The organism is Streptomyces sp. MnatMP-M17, from assembly GCF_900091995.1.
Lineage (GTDB): Bacteria > Actinomycetota > Actinomycetes > Streptomycetales > Streptomycetaceae > Streptomyces.
In genome coordinates, this window is record NZ_FMDK01000012.1 from 23,038 (window position 1) to 29,346 (window position 6,309).

General features: G+C 69.7%; 6 protein-coding genes. 2 read left to right on the plus strand and 4 right to left on the minus strand.

Annotated features, from left to right (window positions below; translation table 11 throughout):
- Positions 1-68: 68 nt before the first annotated feature.
- The gene (locus GA0115259_RS00715; protein WP_093589216.1) at positions 69-581 is read left to right on the plus strand and encodes a gluconokinase; all 513 of its coding nucleotides are present in this window, start codon (positions 69-71) and stop codon (positions 579-581) included.
- 11 nt (positions 582-592) lie between these two features.
- Complete coding sequence (locus GA0115259_RS00720) at positions 593-1,990, plus strand: GntP family permease (protein ID WP_093589219.1); 1,398 nt, start codon at positions 593-595, stop codon at positions 1,988-1,990.
- 36 nt (positions 1,991-2,026) lie between these two features.
- Here GA0115259_RS00720 and GA0115259_RS00725 read toward each other — a convergent pair whose 3' ends face one another.
- From GA0115259_RS00725 to GA0115259_RS00740, 4 genes are all read right to left on the minus strand, one after another.
- Positions 2,027-2,677: a cytochrome b/b6 domain-containing protein gene (locus GA0115259_RS00725; protein WP_093589222.1), complete on the minus strand. Its 651-nt coding sequence runs from the start codon at positions 2,675-2,677 to the stop codon at positions 2,027-2,029.
- Positions 2,619-3,356 (minus strand): molybdopterin-dependent oxidoreductase, encoded by a 738-nt coding sequence (locus tag GA0115259_RS00730; protein WP_256097860.1) that lies wholly within the window; start codon positions 3,354-3,356, stop codon positions 2,619-2,621. Before GA0115259_RS00730 ends, GA0115259_RS00725 begins: the two co-directional genes overlap by 59 nt.
- 100 nt (positions 3,357-3,456) lie before the next feature.
- Positions 3,457-4,992 carry an APC family permease gene (locus GA0115259_RS00735; RefSeq protein WP_093589225.1) on the minus strand — a complete coding sequence of 512 codons (1,536 nt, stop codon included), beginning with the start codon at positions 4,990-4,992 and terminating at the stop codon, positions 3,457-3,459.
- Positions 4,993-5,028: 36 nt separating this feature from the next.
- Positions 5,029-5,988 carry a hypothetical protein gene (locus GA0115259_RS00740; protein ID WP_093589228.1) on the minus strand — a complete coding sequence of 320 codons (960 nt, stop codon included), beginning with the start codon at positions 5,986-5,988 and terminating at the stop codon, positions 5,029-5,031.
- Positions 5,989-6,309: the final 321 nt, after the last annotated feature.

Here is a 6,309-nt window from a genome sequence, read left to right on the forward strand (position 1 = left end):
ACGTTTCAGTAGCGCGACGGACCGATGTCCGCGACCGACCGATGTCGAAGAAGACAGCGAGGCAAGCGATGAGCACCCCCCACGTCGTCGTGGTGATGGGCGTGTCAGGAACCGGCAAGACCACGGTCGGGCCCCTGATCGCCGACGCACTGGGCGTCCCGTACGCCGAGGGCGACGACTTCCACCCGCCGGCGAACATCGCCAAGATGTCCGCCGGCGTTCCGCTGGACGACGCGGACCGGTGGCCGTGGCTCGACGCGATCGGGAGCTGGGCGCACGAACGGGCCGGGCTCGGCGGTGTGGTGAGCAGCTCGGCGCTCAAGCGCGCCTACCGCGACCGGCTGCGCGCCGCCGCGCCCGGCGCCGTCTTTCTGCATCTCACCGGCGACCGGGCGCTCATCGGGCGGCGGCTGGCGGAGCGCAAGGGCCACTTCATGCCTCCCGCGCTCCTGGACTCGCAGTTCGCGGCCCTGGAGAACCTGGAGGCCGATGAGGCGGGCGTCGCCGTCGATGTGTCAGGTACCCCACAGGAAATCACCGAACGGGCCGTCGCCGCGCTGTGCCGGCTCGACAAGAATTGAAGGAATCCCCCGTGACCAGTCTCAGCGTCGAGACGCTGGCGGCGGATGCCGTCGAGCCGATCACCTCGGCGGGCAACGCCCAGTTGGGCATGGCGGTACTCGCCGGTATCGCCGTCATCGTCCTCCTCATCACCGTCGCCAAGCTCCATGCCTTTCTGGCCCTGACCATCGGCACGCTGGCGCTCGGCGCCTTCGCGGGCGCTCCGTTGGACAAGGTCATAGCCAGCTTCACCACCGGCCTCGGCTCGACCGTCGCGGGTGTGGGCGTGCTGATCGCGCTCGGTGCGATCCTCGGCAAGCTCCTCGCGGACTCCGGCGGCGCGGACCAGATCGTGGACACCATCCTCGCGAAGGCGGGCGGGCGCGCGATGCCCTGGGCGATGGTCCTCATCGCCTCGGTGATCGGGCTGCCGCTCTTCTTCGAGGTCGGCATCGTGCTGCTGATCCCGGTGGTGCTGCTGGTCGCCAAGCGCGGCAACTACTCGCTGATGCGGATCGGCGTTCCGGCGCTGGCCGGGCTCTCCGTGATGCACGGGCTGATCCCGCCGCATCCCGGGCCGCTGGTCGCGATCGACGCCATCGGCGCCAATCTGGGCCTCACACTGGCGCTGGGCGTGGTCGTCGCCATTCCGACCGTGATCATCGCCGGACCGCTCTTCTCCCGGTACGCGGCGCGCTGGGTGGACATCCCGGCTCCGGACAAGATGGTGCCGCAGCGCGCCTCCGAGGAACTGGAGAGGCGGCCGAGCTTCGCCGCGACCGTCTCGACCGTGCTGCTGCCCGTGGTGCTGATGCTGGGCAAGGCGCTCGTGGACATCGTCGTGGACGATCCGGAGCACACCGTCCAGCGGGTCGCGGACGTGGTCGGTTCGCCGCTGATCGCACTGCTCGCGGCCGTCATCGTCGGTCTCTTCACGCTGGGCCGCGCGGCCGGATTCACCAAGGACCGGCTCGCCTCGACGGTCGAGAAGTCGCTCGGCCCGATCGCGGGCGTGCTGTTGATCGTCGGTGCGGGCGGCGGCTTCAAGCAGACGCTGATCGACTCCGGAGTGGGCCAGATGGTCCTGGACATCTCCGAGGACTGGTCGATCCCGGCGCTGCTGCTGGCCTGGCTGATCGCGGTGGCGATCCGGCTGGCGACCGGCTCGGCGACCGTGGCGACCATCTCGGCGGCCGGTCTGGTGGCGCCGCTCGCGGCGGACATGTCCAGCACGCACACCGCGCTGCTGGTGCTGGCGATCGGTGCGGGCTCGCTCTTCTTCAGCCATGTGAACGACGCGGGATTCTGGCTGGTGAAGGAGTACTTCGGGATGAACGTCGGCCAGACGCTCAAGACCTGGTCGGTGATGGAGACGATCATCTCCGTGGTCGGTCTGGGCTGTGTGCTGCTGCTCTCGCTGGTGTTGTAGCCGCGTTCCGTAGTGGCCAGGGATGGGCGGGCCGGATCACTCCTCCTTCCACCGAGAGTGCTCCCGCTCCGCCCATGCCCGGTCCACCGATCCGGTGCGCATTCCGCGCCGGGCCACGGGATCTCCGTACGCCATCCCGATATGCCCGACGAGCACGATGCCGATGGCCAGGGCGAGCCAGTCATGGAGGAAGGTGGCGCTCGTGCGCCAGACGACCGGTGCGAGACCGGTGAACCACATGAGCAGACCGGTGCCGAGCATCACCAGCACGGCGCCCGCGATCCAGCCCGCGTAGAGCTTCTGTCCCGCGTTGAACTTCCCGGCAGGCCGGGAGGCGGGACGCGGATCGCGGCGCAGTGCGGCACGCAGCCACTCCTTGTCGTACGGCAGGAAGCGGTTGAGCCGGCGCAGATCGGCGCGGAAGGCGCGGGAGCCGAGACCGAGGAGCACGGGCACCGGCAGCAGCAGTCCCGACCACTCGTGGACGGTGACGACGAGATACCGGCGGCCGACGAGTTCGGCGAGCTGCGGTACGTACAGACAGCCCGCGGTCACGACGCACACCAGCATCAGCGCACCGGTCGTACGGTGCACCCAGCGCTCGGCCGGGCTGAAGCGCCGTATCCGCTCAGACGGTCGGGCTGTCGTCGCGGCCGTTGGACCTGCCGACCCAGGCGTCGACGTCATAGCCGCGCTCCTCCCAGTAGCCGGGCTGCACCTCGGAGGTGACGGAGATCCCGGAGAGCCATTTCGCCGACTTGTAGAAGTACATCGGTGCCACATAGAGCCTGACAGGCCCGCCGTGCGCGTGCCCGATCTCCTCGTCCTGCATCCTCAGCGCCACCAGCACATCGGCGCGCCGGGCCTGCTCCAGCGTCAGGCTCTCGCTGTACGCGCCGTCGAAGCAGGTGAAACGGACCGCTCCGGCGCCCGGACGCACACCGGCCGCGTCGAGCAGGTCCGAGAGCCGTACGCCCTCGAACGGTGTGTGCGGGACGCGCCAGCCGGTCACGCACTGCACATCGCGGACCATCCTGGTCTGCGGCAGCTTGCGCAGCGCGTCAAGGGTGTACGTGGCGGGCCGGTCGACCAGTCCGTCGACCGTCAGCCGGTAGGTGTCCGCGTCCTTGCGCGGCACGGAGGCGGTGACGGAGTAGTAACGGAAGCCGCCGCCGTTGGGCAGCAGTCCGGTCAGACCGGTGGGATCCTTGTCGGCGGCCGAGCCGAGGAAGGCTTCGAGGCCGCGCTGGAGGTAGGGCGCCGCGACGAGTCCGGCGGCGCCCAGACCGAGCATGGAGAGCACCAGACGGCGGCCCACGGGCGTGCCTTCGGGCTCACCTCCGGACTCGTTCTGTTGAGAGTTCACTCATCGAGGAGAACACCCGCGGCCCCCGGAAGCCAGGGGCCGCGGACGTCCGTCAGTAATTCGTCAGATCATCGCGACCGGACACCCGACACCGGATCGGTCAGACCCCGGCCGTCTCCGACTTCGCGGCCTTCTCCAGCTGGAAGGCCTCGTTGCCGAGCCCGATACGGGCGTGCACCTCGGGCTTGGCGGAGCGCAGGACCAGTCCGTACACCACTCCGCCGAGCAGCGCCAGCAGGATGATTCCCGGCAGTACCCAGCTCAGTGAGGAGCCGGGGCCCGCGCCGACCAGGACGTCGAAGTCCTTCACCGTGTACACGGCGATCGTCACCAGCGCGAGTCCCGCCAGGGCCGAGGCGACCAGGCGCGGCGCCTGCGGACGGCCGGCACCGCGCCGTACGAAGAAGACAATGACGGCGAAGGAGGCGGCGGCCATCAGCACGATGACACCGAGCGCGCCGACATTGCCCATCCAGGTGAACAGGCGCAGCACCGGCGCGGTCGGATCTCCGACGGGCTTGTCGTCGGTGAGCGCGAAGGCGAGCACCACGACGATCGAGAAAACGGACTGGAGGGCGGAGCCGGAGGCGGGCGCGCCGCTGTTCTTGTTGGTACGGCCGAAGGCGGCGGGCAGCAGCCCTTCACGGCCCATCGCGAAGGCGTAGCGGGCGACGACATTGTGGAAGCTGAGCAGCGCGGCGAACATACCGGTCACATAGAGCACATGCAGGACATCGGTGAAGGTGGCGCCGAGCCGGGCCTCGGTGAGTCCGAAGATCAGTCCGGGTCCCTCCTTGGCGGAGAGGGCGACGATCTCGCCGGGCCCTGCGGCCACGGAGAGCGCCCAGGCGCTCAGCGCCAGGAAGAGCGCGGAGAGACCGACGGCCAGGAACATCACGCGCGAGACGACGACATGCGGACGGCTGGTCTCCTCGGCGTAGACGGGAGCCTGCTCGAAGCCGACGAAGGCGGCGATGCAGAAGCAGAGCGCGGTGCCGATGCCCGCGCCGGTCAGCGCGTCCGGGTTGAACGCCGCCAGGGACAGGCCTTCCTTGCCCGGATCCGCGACCGCGGCGACATCGAAGATCACGACCAGGGCGATCTCGATGAACAGCAGCACACCGAGGACCTTCGCGTTGAGGTCGATCTTCAGCCAGCCGAGCAGACCGACGAGCGCGACGGCGGCGAGCGCCGGTATCCACCAGACCACGCTCATGTCCAGATAGGTGGCGAAGAGCCCGGAGATCTCGAAGCCGAAGATGCCGTAGATGCCGACCTGCATGGCGTTGTAGGCGACCAGGGCGACGAGCGAGGCGCCCGCGCCGGCGCTCGGGCCGAGACCGCGGGCGATATACGCGTAGAAGGCGCCCGCGTTGTGCACATGCCGGCTCATCTCCGCGTATCCGATGCTGAACAGCACCAGGACGATCCCGAGGACGACATACAGCAAGGGCTGGCCGACGACGCCCATCACGCCGTAGACCGCGGACATGACACCGGCGACCGTCAGCAGTGGCGCGCTCGCGGCGAGCACGGAGAGCAGCAGCCCCAGTGTGCCCAGCCGGTCGGCGCGCAGGGCCCGTTCCTGCCCTTTGAAGGTATTGATCTCGCTCGTGCTCGAACTGCCCGTCGGCATGACAGGGGAATCCTTTCGGGAAGGGTGGTGCGCTGGTCAGGCGGCGCCGAACGCGGCGTCACGCGCGGCGGTGAAGGCTTTACGGGGATCACGGTCCGGATAGGACCAGGGCGCCGGTGTAATGTGCGGGCCGATGCGCTGGAAGAGCGCCGCCGCCTCGGCGGTACGGCCGTCGTGGAACTGGGCGTGGGCGAGGAAGTTGAGATCGACGCGGTTACGCGGATGCTCCTCGCTCTCCCACTCCAGCCACCAGTCGAAGGCAACCTTCAGCACCTGCCGGGCGCGGCGCCCGGTCCAGTGGCCGGATCCGGCCGGATCGGCCGGCTCGTGCCCGGCCGCCGCGAGCACGCGGTAGCGCTCGGCGTGGGCGACCACCGGGAGGACCGCCAACGGCGAGTCGGCGGGCGCCTGTTCGGCGGCCCAGGAGGCGAAGTCGTACACCTCGTGCAAGGGATCCTGGCCCGCGTCGGGATGCCGTTCCGCGAGCCGCGCCGCCATCAGATGGTGCGCGTGATGGTGTTCCGGATGGCGGCTCCTGACCTCGTCGAAGAGCCGCGCGGTCTCTTCCTCGGTCCCGAGCGTACGGGCCAGGAGCAGCAGTCCGAGCCAGGGAGTGGGATCGGCCGGCGACCTGCGGACCGCCTCGCGGCAGGCCTCCCGGGCCTTCTCCTCCCGCTCCTTGCCGCGCAGTGCGGCGACGGCGGTGGCACAGGCGAGCAGGGTGGCCGCGTCGGAGCTGTCGGGCTCCGCGAGCAGCCAGTCGCGGGTCCAGGCGACGGCGCCGGCGGCCTGGGCGAGTACGACGGCCCGGTGGCCCCGCCGGTCCCAGTCGTCACCGGTGGCGGCGAGGAGGGTGCGGGCCTCGGACCAACGGCCCTGGGCCAGTTGGTCTCTTACCGCGCCGAGTTCGGCGTCGTCGAGGGCCGGATCGAAGAACTGGTCGGAGCGTGAGCCACGTCTTCGCAAGCGGCCCAGGGGCGGCGGAGGCGGGGACATCCGCGTGATCCTCCAGGGCACATGAACGAGCGATGATCGCGGACAGCCAACCCGTAGGCAAGGCTTCACGTCAAGGGCCGTCTTGGTGCAAAGCGGCGCCAACTGTTCCGCGTTCCGGCATGGTTGATCCGCTTCTCGTACAGAAGCCCAGCTCACATGGGTTTCGTCCACCGTGGCCCATACGGCGATGCCTCTCGCACGGCGTGACGGAGTTGCCGAAGTCACGTTGCGGAACGGTCCGATGGCGGCGTGTCAGCCACTGCGGCGGCGTGTCGGCCGATCTGGCGCGGCGCGTCGGCCGGTCGGCACACGCCGCTCGGG

Coding starts and splice junctions, on each gene's coding strand:
- GA0115259_RS00715 (WP_093589216.1), top strand. CDS start 69: ATGAGCACCCCCCACGTCGTCGTGGTGATGGGCGTGTCAGGAACCGGC.
- GA0115259_RS00725 (WP_093589222.1), bottom strand. CDS start 2,677: ATGACGTCGACGCCTGGGTCGGCAGGTCCAACGGCCGCGACGACAGCC.
- GA0115259_RS00735 (WP_093589225.1), bottom strand. CDS start 4,992: ATGCCGACGGGCAGTTCGAGCACGAGCGAGATCAATACCTTCAAAGGG.
- GA0115259_RS00740 (WP_093589228.1), bottom strand. CDS start 5,988: ATGTCCCCGCCTCCGCCGCCCCTGGGCCGCTTGCGAAGACGTGGCTCA.